General features: G+C 73.5%; 22 protein-coding genes and 3 tRNA genes. 19 read left to right on the top strand and 6 right to left on the bottom strand.

Annotation, left to right across the window (positions count from 1 at the left end; translation table 11 throughout):
* Positions 1-145: 145 nt before the first annotated feature.
* Positions 146-1,204, bottom strand: a complete 1,059-nt coding sequence (locus ACIRBX_RS13785; protein WP_402296323.1) for a M48 family metallopeptidase — start codon at positions 1,202-1,204, stop codon at positions 146-148.
* 187 nt (positions 1,205-1,391) lie between these two features.
* Here ACIRBX_RS13785 and ACIRBX_RS13780 point away from each other — a divergent pair, with 187 nt between their 5' ends.
* From ACIRBX_RS13780 to ACIRBX_RS13710, 15 genes are all read left to right on the top strand, one after another.
* On the top strand, positions 1,392-1,538 hold the full coding sequence (locus ACIRBX_RS13780) for a hypothetical protein (RefSeq protein WP_402296322.1): 147 nt from the start codon (positions 1,392-1,394) through the stop codon (positions 1,536-1,538).
* A 153-nt stretch (positions 1,539-1,691) separates the two neighbouring features.
* A complete protein-coding gene (locus ACIRBX_RS13775; RefSeq protein WP_402296321.1) occupies positions 1,692-1,850 on the top strand; it encodes a hypothetical protein in 159 nt (52 codons plus the stop codon).
* A gap of 73 nt (positions 1,851-1,923) precedes the next feature.
* Positions 1,924-2,553: a nicotinate-nucleotide adenylyltransferase gene (gene nadD, locus ACIRBX_RS13770; protein WP_402296320.1), complete on the top strand. Its 630-nt coding sequence runs from the start codon at positions 1,924-1,926 to the stop codon at positions 2,551-2,553.
* On the top strand, positions 2,550-4,241 hold the full coding sequence (locus tag ACIRBX_RS13765; RefSeq protein ID WP_402296319.1) for a LytR C-terminal domain-containing protein: 1,692 nt from the start codon (positions 2,550-2,552) through the stop codon (positions 4,239-4,241). The genes nadD and ACIRBX_RS13765 overlap by 4 nt, the downstream gene beginning before the upstream one ends.
* Positions 4,242-4,345: 104 nt before the next feature.
* Positions 4,346-4,801, top strand: a complete 456-nt coding sequence (gene rsfS / locus ACIRBX_RS13760; protein WP_402296317.1) for a ribosome silencing factor — start codon at positions 4,346-4,348, stop codon at positions 4,799-4,801.
* Positions 4,798-5,445 (top strand): histidine phosphatase family protein, encoded by a 648-nt coding sequence (locus ACIRBX_RS13755; RefSeq protein WP_402296482.1) that lies wholly within the window; start codon positions 4,798-4,800, stop codon positions 5,443-5,445. Before rsfS ends, ACIRBX_RS13755 begins: the two co-directional genes overlap by 4 nt.
* Positions 5,446-5,560: 115 nt before the next feature.
* Positions 5,561-5,633: transfer RNA gene (locus tag ACIRBX_RS13750), tRNA-Ala, on the top strand.
* Between the two features lie 38 nt (positions 5,634-5,671).
* Positions 5,672-5,744: transfer RNA gene (locus ACIRBX_RS13745), tRNA-Ala, on the top strand.
* A gap of 137 nt (positions 5,745-5,881) precedes the next feature.
* Positions 5,882-5,954: transfer RNA gene (locus tag ACIRBX_RS13740), tRNA-Ala, on the top strand.
* A gap of 95 nt (positions 5,955-6,049) precedes the next feature.
* Positions 6,050-7,342, top strand: a complete 1,293-nt coding sequence (locus tag ACIRBX_RS13735) for a hypothetical protein (RefSeq protein WP_402296315.1) — start codon at positions 6,050-6,052, stop codon at positions 7,340-7,342.
* 229 nt (positions 7,343-7,571) lie between these two features.
* Positions 7,572-10,463 carry a leucine--tRNA ligase gene (gene leuS, locus ACIRBX_RS13730; RefSeq protein ID WP_402296313.1) on the top strand — a complete coding sequence of 964 codons (2,892 nt, stop codon included), beginning with the start codon at positions 7,572-7,574 and terminating at the stop codon, positions 10,461-10,463.
* 292 nt (positions 10,464-10,755) lie between these two features.
* Positions 10,756-11,523: a hypothetical protein gene (locus tag ACIRBX_RS13725; RefSeq protein ID WP_402296311.1), complete on the top strand. Its 768-nt coding sequence runs from the start codon at positions 10,756-10,758 to the stop codon at positions 11,521-11,523.
* A gap of 106 nt (positions 11,524-11,629) precedes the next feature.
* Positions 11,630-12,568, top strand: a complete 939-nt coding sequence (locus tag ACIRBX_RS13720; protein ID WP_402296310.1) for a DegV family protein — start codon at positions 11,630-11,632, stop codon at positions 12,566-12,568.
* A 394-nt stretch (positions 12,569-12,962) separates the two neighbouring features.
* On the top strand, positions 12,963-13,658 hold the full coding sequence (locus ACIRBX_RS13715) for a helix-hairpin-helix domain-containing protein (protein ID WP_402296308.1): 696 nt from the start codon (positions 12,963-12,965) through the stop codon (positions 13,656-13,658).
* A gap of 40 nt (positions 13,659-13,698) precedes the next feature.
* Positions 13,699-16,296, top strand: a complete 2,598-nt coding sequence (locus ACIRBX_RS13710) for a ComEC/Rec2 family competence protein (protein ID WP_402296306.1) — start codon at positions 13,699-13,701, stop codon at positions 16,294-16,296.
* Positions 16,297-16,686: 390 nt separating this feature from the next.
* On the opposite strand, the gene ACIRBX_RS13705 is transcribed toward ACIRBX_RS13710, so the two are convergent.
* A complete protein-coding gene (locus tag ACIRBX_RS13705; protein ID WP_402296304.1) occupies positions 16,687-17,538 on the bottom strand; it encodes a helix-turn-helix transcriptional regulator in 852 nt (283 codons plus the stop codon).
* 221 nt (positions 17,539-17,759) lie between these two features.
* Positions 17,760-18,014 carry a hypothetical protein gene (locus tag ACIRBX_RS13700; RefSeq protein ID WP_402296303.1) on the bottom strand — a complete coding sequence of 85 codons (255 nt, stop codon included), beginning with the start codon at positions 18,012-18,014 and terminating at the stop codon, positions 17,760-17,762.
* 66 nt (positions 18,015-18,080) lie between these two features.
* Here ACIRBX_RS13700 and holA point away from each other — a divergent pair, with 66 nt between their 5' ends.
* The 3 genes from holA to ACIRBX_RS13685 all read left to right on the top strand — a co-directional run bounded on the left by holA (position 18,081) and on the right by ACIRBX_RS13685 (position 22,229).
* Entirely contained in the window at positions 18,081-19,076 is a 996-nt protein-coding gene (gene holA, locus ACIRBX_RS13695; RefSeq protein ID WP_402296301.1) for a DNA polymerase III subunit delta, read from the top strand.
* A 241-nt stretch (positions 19,077-19,317) separates the two neighbouring features.
* The gene (locus ACIRBX_RS13690; protein ID WP_402296300.1) at positions 19,318-20,382 is read left to right on the top strand and encodes an ATP-binding protein; all 1,065 of its coding nucleotides are present in this window, start codon (positions 19,318-19,320) and stop codon (positions 20,380-20,382) included.
* Complete coding sequence (locus ACIRBX_RS13685; RefSeq protein ID WP_402296298.1) at positions 20,379-22,229, top strand: hypothetical protein; 1,851 nt, start codon at positions 20,379-20,381, stop codon at positions 22,227-22,229. The genes ACIRBX_RS13690 and ACIRBX_RS13685 overlap by 4 nt, the downstream gene beginning before the upstream one ends.
* A gap of 57 nt (positions 22,230-22,286) precedes the next feature.
* Here the strand turns inward: ACIRBX_RS13685 and ACIRBX_RS13680 are convergent, their stop codons facing one another.
* From ACIRBX_RS13680 to ACIRBX_RS13670, 3 genes are all read right to left on the bottom strand, one after another.
* Positions 22,287-23,006 carry a hypothetical protein gene (locus ACIRBX_RS13680; RefSeq protein WP_402296296.1) on the bottom strand — a complete coding sequence of 240 codons (720 nt, stop codon included), beginning with the start codon at positions 23,004-23,006 and terminating at the stop codon, positions 22,287-22,289.
* Between the two features lie 311 nt (positions 23,007-23,317).
* Positions 23,318-23,575 (bottom strand): 30S ribosomal protein S20, encoded by a 258-nt coding sequence (gene rpsT / locus ACIRBX_RS13675; RefSeq protein WP_402296295.1) that lies wholly within the window; start codon positions 23,573-23,575, stop codon positions 23,318-23,320.
* Between the two features lie 271 nt (positions 23,576-23,846).
* On the bottom strand, positions 23,847-24,167 hold the full coding sequence (locus tag ACIRBX_RS13670; protein ID WP_402296293.1) for an antibiotic biosynthesis monooxygenase family protein: 321 nt from the start codon (positions 24,165-24,167) through the stop codon (positions 23,847-23,849).
* Between the two features lie 109 nt (positions 24,168-24,276).
* Between ACIRBX_RS13670 and lepA the strand changes: the two genes are divergently transcribed.
* Entirely contained in the window at positions 24,277-26,148 is a 1,872-nt protein-coding gene (lepA, locus tag ACIRBX_RS13665) for a translation elongation factor 4 (RefSeq protein ID WP_402296480.1), read from the top strand.
* The last annotated feature ends 29 nt before the right edge of the window (positions 26,149-26,177 follow it).

Raw genomic sequence — 26,177 nt, 5'->3', positions numbered from 1 at the left:
GGGGGGGGGGGGGGGGGGGGGCCCCCCCCCCGGGGGCCCCCCCGCCCCCCCCCCCCGCCGGGGGGGGGGGGCGGGGGGGGGGGCCCCGGGCGGGGGGGGGGGGCGGGGCCCCCCCCCCCCCCCCACCCCTCGTCCACTCACCCGGTCACTCGCCGGACTGCTCCGAGCCCGAGGAGGCGGTGGGCTTGCCGGTGAAGGTGTCCCGCAGCTTGCCGCCGACCGTGCCGACCCCGCCGGCCACGTCGCGCAGCAGGCCCATCAGCGGGTCCTTGCTCTCCTTGACGGACTTGGAGTACGACTCGGCCGCCGCCTTCCACTGGTCGCCGACCGAGGTCTCCGCGTCGTCGGCCCGGCGCGGGTAGGCCCCGGCCAGGATCGAGCGGTACTCGTCGCTCTCCGACCACTTCTTCAGCTGGGCGACCCGGACCACCGCGAAGGGGTGGGTCTGCGGCAGCACCTGGAGCAGCTTGATGACGCCGTCCCGCAGGTCGCCCGCCTTCTCGTACTCCTCGGCCTGCTCCAGGAAGGCGTCCACGTTCATCTCGCCCAGGTGGTGCCCGCCGGCCAGCTTCATCAGGCCGCGCATCGAGGCCTGGAGGTCCTGACCCGCCAGCAGACCGGCCCGGTCGCAGGAGAGTTCGGCCTTGCGGAACCACTCCTTGAGCGCGGTGATGACGGCGGTGATCGCCAGGTTCCCGAGCGGGAGCCAGGCGATCCGGGTGGCGATGTTGGTGAGGATCAGCAGCATGGTCCGGTAGACCGCGTGGCCGGACATCGCGTGCCCGACCTCGTGGCCGATCACGGCCCGCAGCTCCTCGGCGTCCAGCAGCTCGACCAGGCCGGTGGTGAGCACGATGATCGGGGTGTCCATCCCGATGCACATCGCGTTCACGGTCGGGTCCTGGGTGACGTACAGGTCCGGCACCGTGTCCAGGTCCAGCACGTAGGCCGCGTCCCGCACCATCGCGTGCAGCTCGGGGAACTGACGCTCCGAGGTCTTCACGGCGGTGGCCAGGAACATCAGCCGGACGCTGCGCTCGGAGACCAGCCCGGCCAGCTTCTTCAGCACCTCGTCGAAGCCGGTGAGCTTGCGCAGCGCGACCAGGGCGGAGCGGTCGGCCGGGTGCTCCCAGGCCCGGGTGGAGATCCCGGGGAAGCGCTCGCGGCGGCGGCTCGGCGTGCTGTCCTTGGTCATGTCGGTCATCTGCTGAGTACCTCCTGGGTCGTCGCCGGCACCGGCTCTCGCCCGGCCCCCGCTTGCTGTCGGTTCCAACGTCCGATGGTGTGCACTCGTCCCCGCCGGCCACCCTACGCCGGGCCCGGCGTCCGGCCGCGGGTGTGAGCGGGTCTACCCTGAGGGTCGAGCCACCCGGACCGAGGAGACACCGCCGATGAACGCCGCCACCCTTGCCCAGCTGGCCGGACCGATCTCCACCGAGGCGGGCCCGGGCCTCTTCCTGCGCATCGTGCTGATCGCCAGCGTGGTCGGCGTCGGCCTGCTCGGCTGGGCCATCGCCCGGGCCAACCGGAACAACTGACACTCCGTCCGCCGCCCCGGCGCCACCCCTGCCGGAGCGTCAGACGCGGTGGGGCGCCGCGCGGTTGCGCGGGGGTGCCCCGTACGATGGGCCGGTGGGTCGCACCGGCCCGCGCCCTGGCCCCCTCACCGAGTCGAGAAGGTCCTGCCGACCATGAGCCACAACGCACTGCCCCTCCTGACCCAGCTGGCCAACGGCGGCGGCGAGGGCGGCAACCACGAGAGCCTGAACCCCTACCTGACCGGTGGCGCGGGCCTGTTCATCCTGCTCCTCCTCCTCTTCATCACCACCCGTTTCAACCGCGACCGCTGACCGGCGGCAGCGCGCACCCGGCGGCCGGGCGGGCTTGCCCGGCCGCGACGGGGTTCGCGTAAGGTGTGGCGGCATGGGACAGCAGGCCAAGGCCGCCGGTGAGCGGGCACGCAAGCGCCTCGGCGTGATGGGCGGCACCTTCGACCCGATCCACCACGGGCACCTGGTCGCCGCGAGCGAGGTGGCGAGCGCCTTCCACCTCGACGAGGTGGTCTTCGTGCCGACCGGCCAGCCGTGGCAGAAGAGCGACCGGCAGGTCACCCCCGCCGAGGACCGCTACCTGATGACGGTCATCGCCACCGCCGAGAACCCGCAGTTCTCGGTCAGCCGGATCGACGTGGACCGCGAGGGCCCCACCTACACCGTGGACACCCTGCGGGACCTGCGGGCCGAGCACCCGGACGCGGACCTGTTCTTCATCACCGGCGCCGACGCGCTGGCCCAGATCCTCTCCTGGCGCGACTCGGACGAGCTCTTCGAGCTCGCCCACTTCATCGGCTGCACCCGCCCCGGCCACATACTCTCCGACGCGGGCCTGCCGGCCGGCGGCGTCTCGCTGGTCGAGGTGCCCGCGCTGGCCATCTCCTCCACCGACTGCCGGGTCAGGGTCGCCAAGGGCGCACCGGTCTGGTACCTGGTGCCGGACGGTGTGGTCCGGTACATCCACAAGCGGGAGCTGTACGCGCGAGGGGGTACGGCGTGACGGGCGGTCAGCAGCAGGGCGGCGGGCAGCAGGAGTGGTACCCGCAGGACCCGTACCAGCAGCAGCCGCCGCAGCCGCAGGTCTACTACGACGCCTACGGGCAGCCGCAGTACGTCCAGCCGGAGCAGCCGCAGGCGTACGTCCAGGACCCGTACCAGCAGCAGTACTACCAGCCCCAGCAGCCGCAGCAGCCCCAGTACTACGAGGACTACGGGCAGCAGCAGGCGTACGTCCAGGACCCGTACCAGCCGCAGCCGCAGCAGCCCCAGGCGCCGCAGTACTACCAGCAGCCCCAGGAGCCCCGGCAGCCGGTCCGGCCCGCAGCCGTGCCGCAGCCCGAGCCGGTGGCCCCGGCCGCCCCGGCGCCGGCCCCCGTCACCCCGCCGGCGCCGCGGCCCGCCGCGTCCACCCGGCCCGCTGCCAAGGCCGCGCCCAAGGCCGGCGGCGACTACCCGACCGGTGAGTTCACCTTCGTGGACGAGGAGGTGGACCAGGCCGAGGACGTCATCGACTGGCTGAAGTTCGCCGAGTCCCGCACCGAGCGCCGGGACGAGCGCCGCCGCAAGCTGCGCACCCGGGCGATCGGGGCGCTGCTGGTGCTGGCGCTGGCCGGCGGCGGCACGGTCGGCTACCTCTGGTGGAAGGGCGAGCTCGGCGGCTCGGACGCTGCGGTGGTGGCGGCCGGCGGCCGCACGGTGAACGTGCTGCACCTGAAGGACCGTCAGGGCAAGGTCTCCACCGCCCTGCTGGTGAACGACCAGTCCGGCGGGAAGGCGAGCGTGCTGCTGCTGCCGGACGGGCTCAAGCTGCCCAGCAGCGGGGACACCGGCACCGAGGTGCTCGGCAGGTCGATGGACGCCCTCGGCGCGGCGGCCACCCGGGAGGGCCTGGCCACCGTGCTCGGTGCCCCGGTGGCCGGCACCTGGCGGCTGGACACCCCGTACCTGGACCGGCTGGTGGCCCAGCTCGGCTCCATCAGGGTGGACACCGACGTCCAGGTGAAGGACGCCACCGGCAAGGAGCTGGCCCCGATCGGGAAGAACGTCACGCTCAGCGGCCCGGCTGCGGTGCTCTACGCCACCTACCAGGCGCCCGGCGAGCCGGCCGACGCCCAGCTGGCCCGCTTCGGCCAGGTGATGGCGGCGGTGCTGAAGGTGATGCCGGCCGACGCCAAGGAGGCCCAGGACACCGTCCGCCGGGTCGGCTCGGTGCTCGACCCCTCGCTGCCCGAGCCCGCCCTCGGCGGGGTGCTGGCCCAGCTGGCCCGCTACACCCAGGGCGGCAAGCTGACGGTCTCCACGCTCAAGGTGCAGCCGGACGGCACCCTGGACGAGGCCACCGCAGGGGCCCAGGTGAAGGAGGTGCTCGGCGGCACCGTCGGCAAGGCCAAGGCGGCCACCGCCACCACCCGGGTGAGCATCCTGAACGCCAGCGGCAGCGACGAGGCGGCCACCACCGCCGCGGTCCAGGTCACCAACGGCGGCCTGGAGGTGCTGCCGACCGGGGCCAAGGCGGCCGTCCAGCCGGCCAGCGAGATCCGCTACACCGACGACGCCAAGCAGGCCGCCGCCAAGTCGCTGGCCACCGCGCTGGGCTTCAAGGAGGAGGCGGTGAAGAAGGTCACCGGTGCCCAGAACGCCGACCTGGTGGTCGTGCTGGGCAAGGACTACACCGCCCCGAAGCAGTAGCGGGCCGGCCCGCCCGCCGTCGCCCCCGGTTTTATCCGACGGGGGCGACGGCGGTTCGTGAGATCCTGGAAGGCGAATCCCAGACAGCCGACCGGAAGTACACCGTGACTGCCACCGAGCACAGCCAGAACCTGATCAACGTCGCCGCCCAGGCGGCCGCCGACAAGCTGGCCCACGACATCATCGCCTTCGACGTCAGCGACGTGCTGTCGATCACCGACGCCTTCCTGATCGCCTCGGCCGCCAACGACCGCCAGGTGAAGTCCATCGCCGAGGAGATCGAGGACCAGCTGCGCGAGCAGCTCGACATCAAGCCCGTCCGCCGTGAGGGCGAGCGCGAGGGCCGTTGGATCCTGCTGGACTACCTGGACATCGTGGTGCACGTCCAGCACTCCGAGGAGCGCTCCTTCTACTCGCTGGACCGCCTCTGGAAGGACTGCCCCGAGCTGCCCATCCCGGCCGACGCGCTGGGCACCCGGAACCGCCCGGAGAGCGTGCTGACCGACCTGGCCGGCAACGCCACCGGTGAGGCCGACGAGGTCACCGAGGACGCGAGCTGAGCGGCAAGGCGCGGGGCCCGCGCATCGTCTTCTGGCGCCACGGCCAGACCTCCTGGAACCTGGAGAGCCGCTTCCAGGGCAGCACCGACATCGAGCTCACCGACCAGGGCGTCTTCCAGGCCCAGCGGGCGGCCCGGCTGCTCTCCGGGCTCAAGCCCGACCTGCTGATCTCCTCCGACCTCAAGCGGGCCCGGCGCACCGCCGCCGAGCTGGCCAAGGTCACCGGCCTGACGGTGGACCACCACGAGGGCCTGCGGGAGACCTACGCGGGCGAGTGGCAGGGGCTGACGAACAGTGAGATCCGGGCCCGCTTCCCCGAGGAGTACGAGGCCTGGGCGATGGGCGAGCCGGTCCGCCGGGGCGGTGGCGAGCTGAGCACCGAGGTGGCCGACCGGTCCGTCCCGGTGGTGCTCGCGGCGGTGGAGAAGCTGCCCGAGGACGGCACCCTGGTGGTGGTCAGCCACGGTGGCACCATCCGCACCATGCTCGGCCGCCTGCTCGACCTGGAGCCGGCCCAGTGGGAGCGGTTCGGCGGTCTCTCGAACTGCTGCTGGTCGGTGCTCGGCCCCGGCGCGCGGGGCTGGCGTCTGCTGGAGCACAACGCGGGCACGCTGCCGCAGCCGGTCATCGGCGACGAGACCTGAGGCAGGGGCCCCGGACCGGGCCGGATTTCGCAGTTCCGGCCCTGACCAGCTAGAGTCTTCCTCGTTCGCAGGAAAGAACGCAGACCGGAAGGTCGGCGGGAGGTCCTCCGGGTGCGGGGCTGTAGCTCAGTTGGTAGAGCGCTTGCATGGCATGCAAGAGGTCCGGGGTTCAATTCCCCGTAGCTCCACTCCGCATCGAACGGTCCGTCAGGTCCGTGCGGCACGCGGGGCTGTAGCTCAGTTGGTAGAGCGCTTGCATGGCATGCAAGAGGTCCGGAGTTCAATTCTCCGTAGCTCCACAGCGACACGAAGGCCGTCTCCCTCCTGGGGAGGCGGCCTTCGTGCGTCCCCGGTCGGTGGGCCCGAAAGCGATTAGGGCGTGGCCCGGTGAGCGTGTAAAGTTACGGGTGTCGCCGGGGGAAACGCCGGAAGACGCGGGGCTGTAGCTCAGTTGGTAGAGCGCTTGCATGGCATGCAAGAGGTCCGGAGTTCAATTCTCCGTAGCTCCACAGAAGAAGAGGCCGCCTCCCGGGACCGGGAGGCGGCCTCTTCCGTTTGCCCGCAGCCACCCGCCCGTTGGCACGGGAGGGGTACCGTCTGGACCATGGCCGACCTGGAACGCCGACGGAACGAGGAACTGGCCCGCGCCCTGCACCAGCTCGGCTGGAACCCGGAGCGGCTGGCCCGCGAGGTGAACGCGGTGCTCCCGGGCGGCCTGGCGATCAGCTCCACGGCCCCCTACAAGTGGCGGGACCGGGGGATGGTGCCGCGCAGTCCGCACGACCAGACGGTCTGCGAGGTGCTCGGCGGGGCGCTCGGCATCGCGGTCACCTACGAGCAGCTCTGGGGCCGGATGGGCAGCGGCCGGGGGGCCAAGGCGCTCTCGCCCCGGCTGCTCACCGACCCGTGGACCGCCGACACCGCCCAGACCGCGCTCCGCGAGGCCGGCGCGGACACCGGCCCGGTGCGCCTGACCGACCTGTTCCGGGGCGACGAGCTGCTCCAGGCCGCCAAGGACTGGGCCTCCCCGCCGCCCGGACTCACCGGCGGCGAGGGCGCCCTGCGGATCGCCGCCGAGCAGATCGCCGACCTGCGGCTGGGCTACGAGAGCCAGCAGCGGCTGGAGCGGGCCTACGGCGGCGGCCTGATACTCGGCCTGGCCAGGGCCGAGTTGGACGTGATCGGCAAGCTGCTGGAGCTCGGCGCGTACGACGAGGTGCTCGGCCGGGAGCTGTACGGGGCGGCCAGCCGGACCGCCCGGCTGGTCGGCTGGGCCAGCTACGACCTGGGCAACGACGCCGCCGCCCAGCGGGCCTTCGTCGCCGCGCTGCGTGCCGCGCACGTCAGCGGGGACCCGAGGCTCGGGGTCAGCGTGGTCGGCTGCCTGGCGGTGCAGGCCACCTACGCCTCCGGCGGGCGCGGGCTGGACCCGGTCGCCATGCTCTCCACCGCGCTGCGCGCCGCCGACCAGGTGCTGACGCCCCGTGAGCGGGCGCTCCAACTGGGCCGGATCGCCCGGGCGCACGGCCGCAAGGGCGAGCAGATCAGCGCCGAGGCGGTGGCCGAGCGGGCCTTCCGGGCCCTGGCGGAGGACCCGGACGGGGGTGGCGGGCCCACCCAGGAGCTGGCCGACCTGGAGGGCATGATCGGCGAGGCGCACCTCTTCCTCGGCGACCACGCGCGGGCCCAGCGGCTGCTGGCCTCGGCGGTGGCCGTGCTGGCACCCCAACGGGCCCGGGGGAAGGCGCTGCTGATGGTCCGTCTGGCCGGGTCGTACCGCCGGACCGGGGACCACGAGGCGGCGGCCTCGACCGTCGAGGAGGCCCGGCGGCTGGCGGCCGGGATGCAGTCGGCCCGGGTGGCGCGGGCGCTGCGCGAGTTCGACCAGCGGGCCTGACGCCTCGTCGGGCGGGGCCGGGGCGCGCTCCCGAATGCCTTGACAGCCGCCGGAGGGCGGTGCGGTACCCTGTTGGCCATGCGAACCGTGCGCCTGCTTCTTAGCCGGCCGCGCTGACCAGTGCCGGCCCGGGGGCCGGAGTCGGCGTGGCGTCCCCTCCTGCGAGGGGCTTTTTTGTTTTCCGAAGCCGCTGTTCGCGCACCAAGACCCAGATGGAGCCCGAAGGACCATGAGCGAGACGACCCCCGCCGCGGCCGAGGCCGCCGCCACCGAGCCTTACCGCTACGGCGCCGCGCTGGCCGCCGAGATCGAGTCCCGCTGGCAGGACGTCTGGGAGAAGGAGGGGACGTTCGACGCCCCCAACCCGACCGGCGCGCTGGCCGACCCCTCGGCCGGTGACGTGGTCGCCAAGCCGCACAGCTTCATCATGGACATGTTCCCGTACCCCTCGGGCGCGGGCCTGCACGTGGGCCACCCGCTGGGCTACATCGCCACCGACGTGTACGCCCGCTACCAGCGGATGACCGGCCACAACGTGCTGCACACCCTGGGCTACGACGCCTTCGGCCTGCCGGCCGAGCAGCACGCCGTCGCCACCGGCCAGCACCCCCGGATCACCACCGAGGCGGCCATGGACAACATGCGGCGCCAGCTGCGCCGCCTGGGCCTGGGCCACGACTCCCGCCGGTCGATCGCCACCATCGACCCGGACTACTACCGCTGGACCCAGTGGATCTTCCTGCAGATCTTCGAGTCCTGGTACGACGAGGCCGCGCAGAAGGCCCGCCCGATCGCCGAGCTGGTCGCGCAGTTCGAGTCCGGCGAGCGCGAGGTGCCGGGCGGGCGTGCCTGGGCCGCGCTGTCCGGCACGGAGCGGGACGAGCTGCTGGGCGAGTACCGGCTGGCCTACTCCAAGGAGGTGCCGGTCAACTGGTGCCCCGGCCTGGGCACCGTGCTGGCCAACGAGGAGGTCACCTCCGACGGCAAGTCCGAGCGCGGCAACTTCCCGGTCTTCAAGTCGAACCTGCGTCAGTGGATGATGCGGATCACCGCCTACTCCGACCGCCTGATCGCCGACCTGGACCTGCTGGACTGGCCCGAGGCGATCAAGCTGCAGCAGCGCAACTGGATCGGCCGCTCCGAGGGCGCCCGGGTCGAGTTCGCCACCGACGGCGGCGCGATCACCGTCTTCACCACCCGCCCCGACACCCTGTTCGGCGCCACCTACATGGTGCTGGCGCCCGAGCACGAGCTGGTCGACGGCATCGTCCCGGCCGCCTGGCCGGCCGGCGCGCACGAGGACTGGAAGGGCGGCGCGGCCACCCCGGCCGAGGCCGTCGCCAAGTACCGCGCGGAGGCCGCCGCGAAGTCGGACGTCGAGCGCCAGGTCGACGCCAAGGTCAAGACCGGCGTCTTCACCGGCGCGTACGCGACCAACCCGGTCAGCGGCGAGCAGGTGCCGGTCTTCATCGCCGACTACGTGCTGATGGGCTACGGCACCGGCGCCATCATGGCCGTCCCGGCGCACGACACCCGCGACTTCGCCTTCGCCCGTGCCTTCGACCTGCCGATGCGCTGCGTGGTGCGCCCGACCGACGGCCGCTCCGAGGACCCGGCCGAGTGGGACGACTCCTTCGACAGCTACGACTCGGTGATCGTCAACTCGGTGCACGGGGACCCGTCGCAGGACGGCCTGTCGCTGGACGGCCTGTCGGTGGTCGAGGCCAAGGCCGCCGCCACCGCCTGGCTGGCCGGGCGCGGCATCGGCGAGGGCACCGTCAACTACCGCCTGCGCGACTGGCTGTTCAGCCGCCAGCGGTACTGGGGCGAGCCCTTCCCGATCGTCTACGACGAGGACGGCGTGATGCACGCACTGCCCGACTCGATGCTGCCGGTCGAGGTCCCCGTGGTCGAGGACTACTCGCCGCACACCTACGACCCGTACGACTCGACCTCCTCGCCGAAGACCCCGCTGTCGCGGAACGAGGAGTGGGTCAACGTCGAGCTGGACCTGGGCGACGGCCCGAAGAAGTACCGCCGCGAGACCAACACCATGCCCAACTGGGCCGGCTCCTGCTGGTACGAGCTGCGCTACATCGACCCGGCCAACGCCGAGAAGGTCGTCGACCCGGCCAACGAGCAGTACTGGCTGGGCCCGACCGAGCAGAAGCCGGGCGGCGGCGCCGACCTGTACGTCGGCGGGGCCGAGCACGCGGTGCTGCACCTGCTGTACGCCCGCTTCTGGCACAAGGTGCTGCACGACCTGGGCCACGTGTCCTCGGTCGAGCCGTTCCACAAGCTGTACAACCAGGGCATGATCACCGCCGACGTCTACCGCGACGACCGGGGCTTCCCGGTGCCGGCGGCCGAGGTGGAGGAGATCGACGGCGAGTTCTTCTGGCAGGGCGAGAAGGTCAAGCGCGAGGCCGGCAAGATGGGCAAGTCGCTGAAGAACGCCATCGCCCCGGACGAGTTCGCCGACCAGTACGGTGCGGACACCCTGCGCCTGTACGAGATGTCGATGGGCCCGCTGGACGTCTCCCGCCCGTGGGACGACCGCGCGGTGATCGGCTCCTACCGCTTCCTGCAGCGGCTGTGGCGCAACATCGTCTCGGAGACCACCGGCGAGCTGGTGGTCAGCGAGGAGGAGGCCGACGAGGCCACCCTGCGGGTGCTGCACAAGACCATCGACGGCATCCGCGGTGACATGGCGGGCCTGCGCTTCAACACCGCCGTGGCCAAGGCCATCGAGCTGAACAACCACCTGGTCAAGCGCGGTTCGACGCCGCGTCAGGTGGCCGAGCAGCAGGTGCTGATGATCGCTCCGCTGGCCCCGCACATCGCCGAGGAGCTGTGGCGCCGACTGGGCCACGAGGGCTCGCTGGCCTACGCCGACTACCCGGTGGCCGACCCGGCGTACGTGGTGGACGAGACCGTCACCTGCGTGGTCCAGATCAAGGGCAAGGTGAAGGCCCGCCTGGAGGTGCCGCCGGCCATCACCGACGCCGAGCTGGAGGCGCTGGCGCTGGCCGACCCGGCCGTGGTCGCGGCGATCGGGGACGCGGCGGTGCGCAAGGTGATCGCGCGGGCGCCGAAGCTGGTCAACATCGTCACGGGCTGACGCCCCGTCGGCAGGGCCGCTCCTCCTGGTGAGGGGCGGCCCTGCCGCGTTCCCGGGGTGGCCCGGGGTGATGGGCGGGCCCGGGGTGCGGGTCGGGACTTCGGGGTGGGCCGGGACTTCGGGGTGGGTCGGTGGTTCGGGGTGGGTCGGTGGTTCGGGGTGGGCCGGGGGATTCGGGGTACCCCTGAGCTGTCCCTGATCTCTGCCCGTCGGACCCTTACCGCACGGGTTCTCCGGGCAGGTGTGCGGTTACTGTGGAGCCCTCGGTCGGTCTCCCGGAAGGTGGCACGTGATGGACGCGCTCGGCGTGGTGGTCGGCCTCGGTGTGTTGTTCGTGGTGGCCCTGCTGATCATGCTCACGGTCGGTGCGGTGAAGGCCGGGAAGGCCGCCGCCCGGAAGATCTCCCAGCAGGAGGCGAACGCCCGACGGGCCATCGAGACCGCCACCCTGAAGGCCAAGACCTTCGCCAAGCCGGGCGCACCGGGCCAGATCTCGGCCGTCCGGCTCGCGCTCCGCACCTCGCTCGACTCCACCCGCAAGGTGCTCGCGGCCGGTGCCGTCGAGGACTCCCAACTCGCCGAGTCGCTCCAGCTGTTGACCCGGCTGGACGCCCACGCGGCCGAGCTGGACGGCGAGTTGAAGGCGCTGGAGCTGGAGCCCGATGCCGGCCGGGTGGCCGACAAGCTGCCCGCGCTGCGGGAGCGGGCCGAGCGGATCACGCACGCCGCCGAGTCGATGCGGTGGGCGGCCCAGGACCGGATGCAGCGGTTCGCCGACGAGGAGTTGGCGCGGCTGGCGGACGAGTGCGAGACCGAGGCGGGTGCGCTGCGGCACTGGGACACCGGCCTTCCGTCCGCCGGCGGTGCCGGGGCCTCCTCCGGGGCCGGCTCGGCGCCGGGAGCGGCGTCCCGGGCCACGTCCGGCTCGGCGGCCGGTGCGTCGGCGGCCGGGTCGACGGGGCGGCCGGAGCGCAAGGCGATCAGCAACGACCGGCCGGCCACCGCAGAGCAGTTGCTCGGACTGGCGGTCGACCTGACGCAGCGTCTGCGGAAGTCCTGAGACGACCGGGCCCAGGCCCGGCTGCCCGGCCCGGCTCCCCGTCCGCCCGCCGGCCGGGAGGTCCCCCGGGTGTCCGTGGCGGGGAGGGGGGAGTAACCTCCGCCTCATGTCCCGCCGCATCGCCCTCGTGACCGACTCCACGGCCTACCTCCCCGAGGAGGCGGTCGACCGGCACGGGATCGCGGTGGTCCCGCTGAGCGTGGTGGTCGGGGACGAGGTGCTGGCCGACGGCGTCGAGATCTCTCCGAAGGACGTCGCCGAGGCCCTGCGCGCCAGACAGCGCGTCACCACCTCCCGGCCCAGCCCCGAGACCTTCGCGGCGGCCTACCGGGCGGCGGCCGAGGCCGGTGCCGAGGCGGTCGTCTCGGTGCACATCTCCGCCGAGCTCTCCGGCACCGTCGAGGCCGCCCGGCTGGCCGCCGCCGAGGCGCCGCTGCCGGTGGAGGTGGTGGACAGCCGACTGGTCGGGATGGCCCTCGGACACTGCGTGCTGGCCGCCGCCGAGGCGATCGGGAGTGGTGCCGGTGGTCGGCCGCAGGGCGGCCTCGACGGTGCGGGTGGCCGGGACGGCGGTGCGGGTGGCCGGGACGGTGCCGGTGGCCGGGACGCGGCCGAGCTCGCCGCCGATGTGGCGGCGGCCGTGGCCGACCGGGCGGAGCGGATCAGCGGCTTCTTCTACGTGGACACCCTGGAGTACCTGCGCCGGGGCGGCCGGATCGGCGCCGCGCAGGCGCTGCTCGGCTCCGCGCTCTCGGTGAAGCCCTTGCTGCACCTTGCGGGCGGCCGGATCGAGCCCCTGGAGAAGGTGCGTACCGCCTCGAAGGCGATCGCCCGGCTGGAGGAGATCGCGGTGGAGCGGGCCGGTGCCGACGAGGTGGACATCACCGTGCACCACCTGGCCGCCGCCGATCGGGCGGAGCCCCTGGCGGAGCGGCTGCGGGCCCGGGTGCCCGGCCTGCGGGAGCTGACGGTGCTGGAGGTCGGTGCGGTGATCGGGGCCCACGTCGGGCCCGGGCTGCTGGCCGTGGTGGTCGCGCCGCGCTGAAACTCCCTCGTCCGAGGGACCTCGGTCATCCACAGGCCCCGGTTCTCCACAGGCTGGTGACGGTCTCTCAGCAGGGTGGACGAGCGGTCCTAGCGTCCTGCTCATGCGAACGATGACGCCGGGCGCGGCCCGCCGACGCGAGACCACCGAGACCGTCCGTGGCCGAGTGGCCCACCTCTTCGTGCCGCCAGGACCGCACCCGACGGAGGGCCTGCCCGGTCCGTCGGCTCCGGGAGGACCGGGGACGGCGTTCCGTACGGCCGGGGTCCCGACCGAGCCGGTGCCGCCACGGCGCGCCCGTCCCCGCCCAGGGCCGGGCGCGGCCCCCGGCCCGGACGGCCCCGGCCTGCCGCGCGCCGGGCCCGGGGAGTGCCTGTCGGAGCCTGGTGGGCGGATGGACGGTGGGCCGGTGGACGGCGTCCTGGCGGGCCGTCAGCTCCCGCTCGGCCTGCTGCTCGACCGGCGGGCGGTGGTCGGGTTGTCGGTGCTGCTCCTGCTCGCCGTCGGCTACGCCGTGCAGCACTTCTGGCTGGGTCGTCCGGGCCGGGTCGCCGTTCCGGCGGTAGCGGCGGTGGCCGCCGCCACCTCACCGCCCGGCGCCCGCGCGGGGAGCGGACCGCCGTCGGGGCCGCAGGGGTCGCAGGAGCCGCCGAGCGGCCCGACGGTGGTGGTCGACGTCGCGGGCCGGGTCCACCACCCCGGCCTCCGCACGCTGCCCGGCGGTGCGCGGGTGGCGGATGCCCTGGCCTCGGCGGGCGGACCGCTGCCCGACACCGTGACCGACGGGCTGAACCTGGCCCGGGTGCTGACGGACGGTGAGCAGATCCTGGTGGGCGGTGCCCCGGCGGGTGCGGGCGTGGGTGTGGGCGCGGGGGCCGGAGCCGCCGCGCCTGCCGCCGGGCCGATCAGCGTCAACCGGGCGACCAGGGAGCAGCTGGACACCCTTCCCGGGGTCGGCCCGACACTGGCCCAGCGCATCCTCCAGCACCGTCAGGAGCACGGGCCGTTCCGCTCGCTCGACCAACTGCGCGAAGTCAGCGGCATCGGTGAGCGGAAGCTCGCCGACCTCCGCGCCCTGCTGACGCTCTGAGCAGCGGCTGACCCACCGTCACCCCGCCGGAGGTGCACCGATGACCGCCGCTGCCGGCAGCGCTTCCCCCGCTGCTCCCGAGCCGCCCGACCTCAGGCTGCTGCTCCCCACCGCCGTGGTCTGGGCGGTCACCGCCACGGTGCTGGGCCTCGGTGCCCGGGAGCGGCCGTACCTGATCGGCGGCGCCCTGCTGCTGGCCGTCGCCGCTCTGCTCGCCCTGCGCGGGGTGCGCCGGGCCGGCGCACTAGTGGCCGCCGTCCTGCTGGCGGCCGGGACCGCCGCCGCCGTCACCACCCTGCACACCGCCGATCTGCAGCGCGGCCCGATCCCGGAGCTGGCCAGGGCCGCCGCCGCACCGCCGCCGGCCGACGCCCCGTCAGTGCCCGCCGCACCGACCGCCGGACCGGTACCGGACCCGTCCCGCCCCTCCGCTTCCGCCGGCCCGTCCAGCCCCGCCGTTCCGGCCGGCCCGTCCGCCCCGCCCGTACTGACCACTGTCGAGTTGACCGTCACGGGTGACCCCGAGCCCCGCTCCTCCCACACCAGGGGCACCACGCCCGGCCAGGCCCTGCTGGTGGTCGAGGCGACCGTCGACCGGGCGGACGGCATCCGCACCCACACCCCCGTCACCCTGATCGTCCGGGCCCAGGACACCGGGGCGTGGGGGGAGGTGGTGCCGTCCACCCGGCTGCGCACCCGGGCCCGGGTGCTGCCCCCCGCCGAGGAGTACCGCAGCACCGCCGCCGCCCTGGTGGTGCAGGGAGCGCCGCACCTGCTGGCCGGGCCGAGCGCGGCCCAGCGGGCCGCCGCCCGGCTGCGGGCCGGGCTGCGGGACGCCAGTGACCACCTGCCCGCCGATCCCCGGGGCCTGCTCCCGGGCCTCGTGGTGGGCGACACCACCCGGCTGCCGTCGGAGGTGGCGGACGCCTTCCGGGCCACCGATCTCGGCCACCTCACCGCTGTCTCCGGCGCCAACCTCGCCATCGTGCTGGCCGTCCTGACGGGAGCCTCGGCCCGTGCGAGCACCGCCGGTCGGGGCGGGCTGGCCGGGCTGCTCGGTCTGCCGCTGCGCACCACCGCGCTGCTGGGAGCCGTCCTGACGGTGGCCTTCGTGACGGTCTGCCGGCCCGAGCCGAGCGTCCTGCGGGCAGCGGCCACCGGGTTGGTCGGCCTGCTCGCCCTGGCCCTCGGCCGCCCCCGCCAGGCACTGCCCGCACTGGCGGGCGCCGTGCTGGTGCTGCTGCTGGTGGACCCGTACCTGGCCCGGTCGTTCGGCTTCCTGTTCTCGGTCCTCGCCACCACCGGTCTGCTCACCCTCGGCCCGCGCTGGACGGCCGCGCTCCGAGCCCGGGGCTGGCCCGAGTGGCTGGCCGGCGCGGTCGGGGCCACCGCCGCCGCGCAGGCGCTCTGCGCCCCTGCCACCATCCTGCTGGCGCCCCGGATCAGCCTGGTCGCGGTGCCGTGCAACCTGCTGGCCGAGGCGGCGGTGGCCCCGGCCACCCTGCTCGGCTTCGCCACCCTGGCGGTCGCACCGCTCTCCCTCCCCGCGGCCCGCTTGCTGGCCGACCTCGCCGCCGTGCCGACGGGCTGGCTGGTCGCCGTGGCCCGGCACGGCGCGGCCCTCCCCGGGGCTCAACTCGACTGGCCCGCAGGCCTGTTCGGCTGCGCCCTGCTGGCGCTGGCGACCTTGGCCCTGGTCTGGGCGGCCCGCCCCTTCGGCCGCCGCAGCCGTCCGCGCACCCTCCTGGCAGCCGTCCTCCTCCCGGCCCTGCTGATCGCGCTGCTCCGGCCGCCCCCGCTGGTCCGGTTGGCGACCGGCTGGCCTCCCGAGGGCTGGCGCCTCGTCATGTGTGACATTGGGCAGGGCGACATGACGGTGCTCCCGGTGCCCGGACGGCCGGGCAGTGCGGTGGTGGTGGACACCGGCCCCGACCCGGCAGCCGCAGACCGCTGTCTGCGCCAACTCGACATCACCGAGGTCCCGTTGCTGATCCTCAGCCACTACCACGCGGACCACGTCGAGGGGCTGCCAGGTGTGCTGCACGGCCGCGCGGTGGGCGCGCTCCAGGTCACCACCCTGGACCAGCCGCCGGGGGAGCGGTCCCGGGTGCTGGCCTGGGCGGCGGCCGAGCAGGTGCCGGTGCTGCCGGCCCGGCAGGACGAGCGCCGTACCGCCGGGCCCGGCCTGTCCTGGCAAGTCCTGTGGCCGGCAGACCCGTTGGGCCCCTCCACTCCGGGGGCGAACAACGCCAGCATCGCCCTGCTGGTCACCGCCGGGGAGCCGCCCGACGCCCTGCGGATCGCCTTGCTGGGCGATCTCGAACCACCGGCGCAGGCCGCGCTCCGGGCCCGCGCCGGACTGCCCCGGGTGGACGTCCTCAAGGTGGCGCACCACGGATCAGCCCATCAGGACCGGGAGTTGACCGCCGCCCTGCGCCCCCGGCTGGCGCTGATCTCCTGCGGCGAGGGGAATCCCTACGGCCATCCCTCGGCCCGCACCGTCGCGGAGCTCACCGCGCTGGGGGCCACCGTCCTGCGCACCGATCGGGCCGGAGCCATCGCCGTCCTCGGCACCCCCGCGACCCTGCATGCCGTGACCCGACGGGCCGTCAGCACACCTGTCGGCCACGGCGGGTGATATCGGAGGTTCGCCTGACAAGGATCGTCTGGATCGGGCTCGCCCTGGTGTCCGGGAGGGTCTTCGGGTGGCGGCTGGCCTGGGTCCTGCCGCTCGGGAGCTTCCTCCCCCTCACCTACTGGGACCGCGATGCCACCGGGGCGGTGCGCTGGTGGGTCTGGAGCGAGCAGCCGGTCGCCCAGCCGGCCTGCTGGGCCGTTGCGGCACTGGCCGTGTCGGCCGGCCTCGCCGCCGTGGTCCTGACACCGTGGCGACTGCGCCGGGCCGTTTCCGGAATGCGCGTTCGTTCCCGCACGCGGAGCTGACGGAGAGAGGGCGCGCCGAGATCCCGGCACGCCCTTCCTCGGGACCCTCCCCGAACGTCCGGCCGCGCAGTTCACCCACGACGCGTCATCCGGTGGGGCTGAACCGCTCCGTGCCCACCACGCGCAGCAGTTCCAGGTGGTTGATGTCCGCCGTGCCCGGCGGCGGGGTGAAGATCAGCAGCCGCTGGTCCTCGACCGGGGTGAGCAGGGTCTGGCAGTCGAGGTTGATCGGCCCGACGGCCGGGTGGTCCACGCGCATCCGGCTGGTCCGCCGGACGGCCACCTCGTGCAGTTCCCAGAGCTCGCGGAACTCCTCGCTGGCTCCCGAGAGCCGCCGCACCAGCGCGGTCGAGGCCGCGTCCCCGGCCCGCCGGGCCACCGCCGCGCGGAGGTCGGCGACGTGCACCCGGCTGAGCCGGTCGTGCTCCTCGACGGGGTAGGCCGCCCGGACCGTGGGGTCGGTGAACCAGCGCCAGGGCACGTTCCGTTCGTCCTCCCGGACCGAGCAGACGGTGCCGAACAGTGCGGTGGCCATGTCGTTCTGGGCCAGCAGATCGCCCAGGTCGCTGAGCAGTTGGGCCGGGGTCTCCTTGAGCTGGTCGAGCAGGTAGAGCAGCCCGGGCTGGATGAAGGTGCCGCTCTGGCGGCCGGCCGGCGGCCGGTGGCCGGCGAGCAGGTGGAGGTGGTCGCGCTCGTCCTCGCTCAGCCGCAGCGCCCTGGTCAGCGAGGCGAGGATCTGCGGGGACGGCTGCGGGCTGCGGCCCTGCTCCAGCCGGATGTAGTAGTCGGCCGACATGCCGGCGAGCTGGACGACCTCCTCGCGCCGCAGCCCCGGGGTGCGCCGCCGGGTGCCGGCCGGCAGGCCGACGTCCTGGGGGCTGATCCGTTCCCGGCAGCGGCGGAGGAAGTCGGCGAGTTCGCGGCGGTCCATGTCCATGCGGCCCATGATCGCGGCTCGGCTGACGGGGTGCCAGGGATTCCCGGTCCCACCCTGACAGTCGCGGAGTCGCACAGCCGTTCAGTCGCGCAGCCGTACGGTCGTGGGGTCGTGCAGCCATGGGGTCGTGCGGGTCGTCCCGCTGCGCCCCCGGGGCGTCGCCCCGGGTCGGTCGGTGGCCCCCGCCCGGGAGCGGGGGCCACGTGGTGGTGCGGTGCGGGTCAGCTCTCCTCGCGCCAGCCGTCCTGGTCGGAGGCGAGCGCGTCCAGGGCGCCGAGCTGGGCCGGGGTCCAGCCGTCCTCGGGGGGATCGACGGCCACCACCCACTGGGCGTCCTCGGCGTCGTCCTCGCCGGCCAGGGCGTCCCGGGCGACCTCGATGTCGCCCAGCTCGGGCCAGCGGGCGGAGAGTTCCTCGGCCACCTCCTCGGCGGCGTCACGGTCGGGGAAGACAAGCAACTGTCGGGTGTCGTTCATGGTCACGGGGACCATTGTGCACAGCCGTCGGGGTGCTGTCGGCTGCGCATGCGATCCTGGTACGCGATGGCAAGGAAGAGCGCACCCGACGACCTGCTCGCCCCGCTGACCCTCGCGGTCGGCCAGGAGGAGCTGCTGCTGGACCGTGCGGTCGCGGCGGTGGTGGCCGCGGCCAAGGCGGCCGACCCGGACACCGACGTGCGGGACCTCGCCCCGGGCGGTCTCCAGCCGGGCAGCCTGGCAGAGTTGACCACCCCTTCGCTCTTCGCCGAGCGCAAGGTGATTGTGGTCCGGGCGGCCCAGGACCTCGCGGCCGATTCGGTCAAGGAGGTCAAGGCGTACCTGGAGGCCCCCGTCGAGGAGGTCATCATGGTGCTGGTGCACGCCGGCGGGGCCAAGGGCAAGGGCCTGCTGGACGCCGGGCGGAAGGCGGGCGGGCGTGAGGTGGCCTGCGCCAAGCTCACCAAGGCGGGGGAGAAGCTGGCCTTCATCAAGGGCGAGTTCCGCACCCTGGGGCGCTCGGCCACCCCGGAGGCGTGCCAGGCCCTGCTCGACTCGCTCGGCAGTGACCTGCGTGAACTGGCCGCCGCCTGCAGCCAGTTGACCTCCGACGTGGAGGGCGCCATCGACGAGACGGTGGTCGCCAAGTACTACAGTGGCCGGGCCGAGGCGACCGGCTTCGAGGTGGCCGACCTGGCGGTCACCGGCCGGGCCGCCGAGGCCCTGGAGCGCCTGCGCTGGGCCCTCGCGGTCGGCCAGCCGCCCACCGGCATCACCTACGCCCTGGCCTCCGGCGTCCGCTCGATCGGCCGCCTCGCCACCGCCGGGCGGAACATGCGCCCGGCCGACCTGGCCAGGGAGCTCGGCATGCCGCCGTGGAAGGTCGACCGGGTCCGCCAGCAGATGCGCGGCTGGACCGGCGACGGCGTCGCCTCCGCCCTGACCGCCATCGCCCAGGCCGACGCGGCGGTGAAGGGCGGCTCCGACGATCCGGCGTACGCCTTGGAGCGTGCGGTGGTCGCCGTCGCCCGGGCCGCTCGCGCGGGCTCCCGCCCGTACTGACACCCGTACTGACGCCCCGTCACCGTCCGGCCCCTGCCACCGTCCCGCCCCCTCCGGCCCCGGCCTGCCCCCTCCGGCCCCGGCCTGCCCCTTCCGGCCGCACGCCCCGTGGGGGCGCGGCGCGGTCGGCGCCACCGGACCCGGCAGGCCGCCGGCGGCCCGCCCGAAAAGCAGGTGCGGCCCGCCGGGCCGTCCCGCACACTGACGCGGAATCCCCCGACTCTCCCGAGGAGACTCCGCGTTGCAGGCTGCCGTCACCGTGTCGCCGTCCCAGGTCCCCGAGCTGCTGCTCGGGCTGGCCACCGTCCGGCCGGTCTTCCTCTGGGGTGCACCGGGCATCGGGAAGTCCTCACTGGTGCGGGAGTTCGCCGACTCGCTCGGGCTGGAGTGCGTCAGCCTGATCGGTACCCAGCTGGCCCCCGAGGACCTGATCGGGGTGCCGCAGATCACCGAGGACGGCCGCTCCCGGTTCTGCCCGCCCGAGTCGATCGCCCGCACCGAGCCGTACTGCCTCTTCCTGGACGAGCTGAACGCGGCCACCCCGGACGTGCAGAAGGCCTTCTACTCGCTGATCCTGGACCGCCGGATCGGCTCCTACGAGCTGCCGCCCGGCTCGATCGTGATCGGTGCGGGCAACCGGGCCACCGACGGTGCGCTGGCCCGTCCGATGGCCTCCGCGCTGGTGAACCGGCTGGTCCACGTCCACCTCCGGGCCAGCTCCACCGACTGGCTGGCCTGGGCCGCCGGCAGCGGCATCCACCCGTGGGTGCTGGACTACCTGACGGACCGTCCGGACCACCTCTGGTCGGCCCCGCCGAAGACCGAGGAGCCGTTCTCCACCCCGCGTGCCTGGCACATGCTCTCGGACGCCCTGCACTCCTTCGGCCCCACCCTGGAGGAGCCCGTCCTCAAGGTGCTGGCGCACGGCCTGCTCACCCCGCAGCACGCGGTGTCGTTCGGCGGCTACGTCAAGATCGTCCGCAACTCCTACGGCCTGGACGCGATCCTCAAGGGCGACGCCCGCTGGCCGCACCGCCTGGAGGACCGCGACCTGCTGTACTACCTGGCCGACGCCTTCCGGGGCCGCCTGGTCAAGGAGCTGCCGGCCCGCAAGGAGCAGGTCTCCGACGCGCTCCGGCAGACCGCCTACCGGGCCAAGTCGCTGCTCGTCCAACTGGCCGAGATCTCGGTCGAGGTGGCCCAGACGGTGATCGCCGACGGCGCGGACGGCAATCCGGTGCTGCCGTCCTGGTTCCTGATCGAGGCCGCCCGCGACATGCCGCGGCTGGTCGAGGCGCGTCGGTGAGCCGGCGCACACGGGGCGGCCGCGGGGGAGGCGGCGGAGGCGGGGGAAGCGGGGCGGGGACGACCGAGAAGGGCACCCAGCCCCGCGATCCGGCCCTGGAGGCGTTCTTCGCGGGCTGGCAGCTGGTCCGGCAGAACCACGCGCTGGCCGCCGTCCCGGTGGACGTCTGCCGTGCCGAGGACTGCCCGGACGTCCCCGAGGACGGCTGGCTGGTGGTCGACTCCGACGGCACCCTGCACCCCAACCTCACCCACCCCCGGATGCGCCGGGCCGAACCGGCCGAGTGGGCCTGGGCCCTGGCCCACTGCCTGCTGCACCTCGGCTTCGGCCACCTGCCCGCCGAGCGCGGTCGGCGCACCCAGCCCGACCCGTACCGGACGGCGGCCGACTGCGCGGTGGTGCACCGCTTCCAGGCCACCTTCCCGGTCGGCCGGGCCCCCGTCACGCCCCCGCAGCGGATCCCGGCCGGTGACGAGGAGCAGCTCGCCGCCCGCTGGCGCGAGGAGGGCCTGCCCCCCGTGCCCGGCACCGCCGGGAGCCGGCCGGACCACCTGCTCGTCCCCTGGTACGGCCACCAGGACCCGGAGGACTGGCAGTCGGTCTTCGCCGCCGCGCTGACCCGCACCATGTCGGCCGCGATGGACGTGGCCGGCGGCCGCCGCGACGAGCTGACCGGCGAGCGCGTCCCGGAGCGCCCGTGGACCAGGGCGCTCAACTGGTTCGTCTCCAGCTACCCGCTGCTCGGCGGCCTGGCGGCCGGCATCACCCTGGTCGCCGACGCCGAACTGGCCCGGGCCCAGGGCATCTCCATCGCGGCGGTGAACGCCGAGGCGGGCGAGATCTACCTCAACCCGCTGCGCCACCACAGCGAGGAGGAGTGGCGCTTCATCCTGGCCCACGAGATGCTGCACGCCGCGCTCCGGCACGGCGACCGCTGCGGCGGCCGGGATCCGTACCTCTTCAACGTCGCCGCCGACTACCTGATCAACGGCTGGCTACTGGAGATGGGCGTCGGCGAGATGCCCGAAGGGCTGCTGCACGACCCGGAGTTGAAGGGACTGTCGGCCGAGGAGGTCTACGACCGGATCGTCCGGGACCAGCGCCGCCTGCGCCGGCTGGCCACCCTGGCCGGCAAGGGCCGGGGCGACGTCCTCGGTGAGCCGCTCGGCCCGGTGCGCGACCACGTCGACCTGGACGACTTCTACCGGCGCGGCCTCCAGCAGGGCTTCGAGCTGCACCACCGGGAGCGCGGGTACCTGCCGGCCGGACTGGTCGAGGAGATCCGCGCACTGTCCCAGCCGCCGCTGCCCTGGGACGCGCAACTGGCGCGCTGGTTCGACGAGTTCGTGCCCTCCCCGCAGCCGGTGCGCAGCTACGCCCGCCCGTCCCGGCGGCAGGCGTCCACCCCCGGCATCCCCCGGGCCGGCCGCCATCACCCGCCCGAGGAGCTGGCCCGCTGCACCTTCGGGGTGCTGCTGGACACCTCCGGTTCGATGAGCCGTCAGCTGCTCGGCAAGGCGCTCGGCGCCATCGCCTCCTACGCGGCGGCCCGGGACGTGCCGGCCGCCCGGGTGGTGTTCTGCGACGCCGCCCCGCACGACGCCGGCTTCCTGCCCACCGACGAGATCGCCGGCCGGGTCCGGGTGCGCGGCCGGGGCGGTACCGTGCTCCAGCCCGGGATCGACCTGCTGGAGCGGGCCGAGGACTTCCCCCGGTCGGCCCCCGTGCTGCTGATCACCGACGGCGAGTGCGACGTGCTGCGGATCCGCCGCGAGCACGCCTACCTGCTGCCGGCGGGCGCCGGTCTGCCGTTCACCCCGCGCGGCCCGGTCTTCCGCCTGCGCTGACGGAGCGTCAGGGCACCGGCGCGCGCGGGTCGTCAGGGCACTGGCGCGCGCGAGTGGTCAGGCGGCGCTCTGCCCGAGGGCGTGCAGCAGGTCCCGGCTGTCCATCAGCAGCGCCTGCCGGATGGTCTCCCGGTCCGGCTCCACCCCCTTGCCCTCCTGGTAGGAGCCGGACCAGCTGAGGTAGTACGTCAGCCCGCCGTCCCGGACGTAGAGCACCTGGGTGAGGTAGTGCCAGCTCCGGTCCGAGCTGCTGCGGTCGTCCAGGTAGCCGAGGTACGCCTGCTCGCCGAGCTCCGGCACCTCGGTGACCTGGTACCGGCGCTGCCGCAGGCCGGCCTGCTGGGCCTCGAACTCGGCCCGGGGGTCGACCTTCCGGTGGAGCTGGGCCTGCATGTAGAGGGAGGAGTACTCGGTGTCGCCGGCGCTCTTCTTCAGGTACTTGCTGCAGTACATGTCGTCCAGCGCCGCGTGCCGGGTGGAGTAGTGGTACGGCGTGCCGGACTGCGCCGGGTAGAGCTGGGAGAAGCGGTTGAGCTTCGCGGTGGTGCACAGGTCCTCCACCACCCGGTAGGACCCGAGGTCCGGGGCCCGCCCGCCCGGCGGGGCGACCAGACCGGGCACGGTGAGCACCGCCGCCACCCAGATCGCCGAGGTCAGAGCAGCGCTCGCGGCACCCCAGAGCAGGTGGCGCCGGCTGCGGCGGGGCGGGCGCCGGTAGGGCGACGGCGGTGCGTGGGTCCGTCCGCCGTCCGTCCTGGTCGGTACCTGATGCGTCATCTGATGAGCCCCCAAACCGGGATCCGCACGGAGCGCGTCGCACGTACCATATCGGTGACCGTGGCATGGCAGAACGTGAGGGAGCGTCAGGTCCCGGCCGGAGGCGGCGCCGGAACGCCGACAGGCGCCGCGGCCGGAGCCGCGACGCCTGTCGCTGTACCGCACCCGCGTGGCGAACGCAGGCCGCGTGCGGTACGGAGTCACTACGCCTCACGGGTTCCGGGTAGAGGGCCGGAAGTTGACGCGGGGCGGGTCGGGTGGCGGAGGCGGGTAGAGGGCCGCCGGTCACGCCTCCCGGAGGGGCCGTCAGATCAGGCCGCGACGAGCTTGGTGACCGCGGACTTCTTGTTGGCGGCCTGGTTCTTGTGGATGACGCCCTTGCTGGCGGCCTTGTCGAGCGCCTTGGAGGCGGCCTTCGCCAGCTCCACGGCCTTCTCGGTCTCACCGGCGGCAGCGGCCTCGCGGGCCTTGCGCAGGGCGGTCTTCAGGGAGGACTTGACGGCCTTGTTGCGCAGGCGCGCCTTCTCGTTGGTCTTGTTGCGCTTGATCTGGGACTTGATGTTCGCCACGAAAGTGCCTCAGCTTTGTCTGGAAGTTGAACGGGTCGCACCCGGCGGGGCAGCTGAGAGGGCATACCTGTGCCGAGTGCAGCGGCCAACGCTACCAAAGCCCCGGCGCCCGCCCCAAACCGGCTGGGGGCTGTCTCCTCGACGGGGCCGGGCTGGCGCCGCCGGAGCACGCCCCTCGCCGGCTTCTCGTCGGTCGCCGATGCTCCGCATGGACTCCCTCCTCGGCGCCGCCGAGGCACGCACTCCAACGACGCCCGCTGATCCAGCCCCATCAAGGAGACAGCCCCGAGGCCGTGAGCAGCGCCTCGCCGTAGTGCTCGACCTCCGGGAAGGGCTCGTAGAAGTGGTGCAGCAGCCGGCGCCACTCCCGGTACTCGGCCGAGCCCCGGAAGCCCTCGGTGTGGTCGGCCAGGGTCTCCCACTCCACCTGGAGCAGGAAGCGCGAGCCGCGCCCGGCGTCCAGGCAGCGGCGCAGCTCCAGCGAGCGGAAGCCGCGCTGCACGGCGATCAGCGGGCGGGCCTCGGCGAAGGCGGCCAGGAAGGCGTCCTCCTGGCCGGGGCGGACGTCGAGCAGGGCGCTTTCCAGGATCATGGCGGGTGATCCTGCCCCACGGCGGGGCGCAGCGGAAGAGCTGACCGGCAGGCTCCGCCCGGCTCGTGGGAGGATGGACGGAATCACATCGACCGCCCCGAGGACCAAGGTGCCCGCGACCCCGAGCAACGTGCCAGAGCCCAGCCGTACCGACCCGGCGCTGATCCGCAACTTCTGCATCATCGCCCACATCGACCACGGCAAGTCGACGCTCGCCGACCGGATGCTGCAGATCACCGGCGTGGTCGACCCCCGGCAGATGCGTGCCCAGTACCTCGACCGGATGGACATCGAGCGCGAGCGCGGCATCACCATCAAGTCCCAGGCGGTCCGTCTGCCGTGGGCGCCGAAGACCGGTGAGCTGACCGGTCAGACGCACATCCTGAACATGATCGACACCCCGGGCCACGTGGACTTCACCTACGAGGTGTCCCGTTCGCTGGCCGCCTGCGAGGGCACCATCCTGGTGGTCGACGCGGCCCAGGGCATCGAGGCGCAGACCCTCGCCAACCTGTACCTGGCGCTGGAGAACGACCTCACCATCGTCCCGGTGCTGAACAAGATCGACCTGCCGGCCGCCCAGCCCGAGAAGTACGCCGCCGAGCTGGCGCACATCATCGGCTGCGACCCGGAGGACGTCCTCAAGGTCAGCGCCAAGAGCGGCCTCGGCGTGCCGGAGCTGCTCGACCACCTGGTCGAGAAGATCCCGGCCCCGGTCGGCGTCAAGGACGCCCCGGCCCGCGCGATGATCTTCGACTCGGTCTACGACTCCTACCGCGGCGTGGTCACCTACGTCCGGGTGGTCGACGGTCAGCTCACCAAGCGCGAGCGGATCGCCATGATGTCCACCGGCGCGACCCACGAGCTGCTGGAGATCGGCGTCATCTCGCCGGAGCCGAAGGTCTCGGACGGCCTCGGCGTCGGTGAGGTGGGCTACATCATCACCGGCGTGAAGGACGTCCGGCAGTCCAAGGTCGGTGACACCATCACCTCGATGCACAAGGGTGCGACCGAGGCGCTGGGCGGCTACAAGGACCCGCGCCCGATGGTGTTCTCCGGGCTCTACCCGCTGGACGGCTCGGACTACCCGCTGCTCCGCGACGCGCTGGACAAGCTGCGGCTGAACGACGCCGCGCTGGTCTACGAGCCGGAGACCTCGGTCGCGCTCGGCTTCGGCTACCGCTGCGGCTTCCTCGGCCTGCTGCACCTGGAGATCATCCGGGAGCGGCTGGAGCGCGAGTTCAACCTCGACCTGATCTCCACCGCGCCGAACGTGGTCTACCGCGTGGTGATGGAGGACGGCACCGAGCACACCGTCACCAACCCCAGCGAGTTCCCCACCGGGAAGCTGGCCGAGGTGTACGAGCCGGTGGTGCGCGGCACCATCCTGGCGCCGAACGACTTCGTCGGCGCGATCATGGAGCTCTGCCAGGCCCGCCGCGGCAACCTCCAGGGCATGGACTACCTCTCCGAGGACCGGGTCGAGCTGCGCTACACCCTGCCGCTGGCCGAGATCGTCTTCGACTTCTTCGACCAGCTGAAGTCCAAGACCCGTGGCTACGGCTCCTTCGACTACGAGCCGATCGGCGAGCAGAGCGCCAACCTGGTGAAGGTCGACATCCTGCTGCACGGCGACGCGGTGGACGCGTTCTCCGCCATCGTGCACAAGGACAAGGCGTACAACTACGGCGTCATGATGGCCGGCAAGCTGCAGAAGCTGATCCCGCGTCAGCAGTTCGAGGTGCCGATCCAGGCCGCCATCGGCTCCCGGGTGATCGCCCGTGAGACCGTCCGCGCCATCCGCAAGGACGTCCTCGCCAAGTGCTACGGCGGTGACATCTCCCGGAAGCGGAAGCTGCTCGAGAAGCAGAAGGAGGGCAAGAAGCGGATGAAGATGGTCGGCCGGGTGGAGGTCCCGCAGGAGGCCTTCATCGCCGCGCTCTCCACCGACGCTGACGCCCCCAAGGGCGAGAAGAAGTAGCCCGGTGCACGCGAAGGGCCCCCGCCTCC

Origin of the sequence: Kitasatospora sp. NPDC096147, from assembly GCF_044763225.1 — a bacterium.
Classification (GTDB): Bacteria; Actinomycetota; Actinomycetes; order Streptomycetales; family Streptomycetaceae; genus Kitasatospora.
The sequence above is the reverse complement of the archived record's forward strand: the minus strand, read 5'-3'. Positions and strand labels throughout refer to the sequence as shown.